At 66.3% G+C, this 892-nt stretch carries 1 pseudogene; it reads right to left on the reverse strand.

From position 1 onward, the window contains the following. Positions 1–135: 135 nt before the first annotated feature. Positions 136–892, reverse strand: a pseudogene (locus XI06_RS07525) (transposase); the annotation flags it as partial.

Consider the following 892-nt stretch of genomic DNA (forward strand, 5'->3'; position numbering starts at 1 on the left):
ATGCTGGCGTGGAACGGGACTGCATTCCTGGCTGGCACTTGCCGTCAGCGGCGGTTATGGTTGTCGGGCGCGGGCGACCTCGTGGCGAAGCGTGACGCGTCGGCTGAAAGCGTCACCGGACTGCCTATTTTGTCCTGCCGAGCTGAGGCGCCCGCGCGCGCCGGGTTTTGGCCGCCGCGGTTTCCATTGCGACACCAATCGTTCGTAGTTTCGCTCCGCCTGGGCGGCAATCAACATCTCACGCTTGCGCAGCGCCTTGATGTTGTAGGCATAGGCTGGTCCGCGCCGGCTGCCCTTCCGTTGCGGATGTCCAGCTTGAAGTTGCATTGCGCGGGTCTTGTTGGCGACCAGCGCCGGACGCGCCCACAGGTAATCCTCGCCCTTCGTCAACAAATGCCAGCAGAGCACCGTGAGCTTGCGAGCCACGGCCACCGCGGCGACCTGATGGCCACGCCGGGCGCGAATCCGCACGAAAAAAGCATGCAGTGGACCGGCCGCCTTGGCCGCGGCCCAGGCAGCCTTGACCAGCATGGCGCGCGCGTGACTGCGGCCGATCTTGCTGATGCGACCGTGATGGGCGGCTCCCAGTCCCGACTGCCGCACCCGCGGGTTCAGCCCGAAGTAGCTCACCAGCTTCTGCGGGCTGTCGAACCGGCTGATGTCGCCGATCGCCGCCACGATGCCGGCGGCGACCGCCAGATTGACGCCGGTGATCGTCATCAATCTGTTGACCGCGAGATCGTCGATGGCGTCCTGCGCGATCTCACGGTCGAGCAGAGCCAGGTCTTCCGCCAGCCGGTCAAGCTCACGGACATGCCGATCGATGGCCGCGTGCTCATCGTGCGGCAGCTGTTGGGCCCCCAACCACGCCCGGCCGCGGGCGTTGAAAAGA

Origin of the sequence: Bradyrhizobium sp. CCBAU 11434 (genome assembly GCF_028128895.1) — a bacterium.
Lineage (GTDB): Bacteria > Pseudomonadota > Alphaproteobacteria > Rhizobiales > Xanthobacteraceae > Bradyrhizobium > Bradyrhizobium zhengyangense.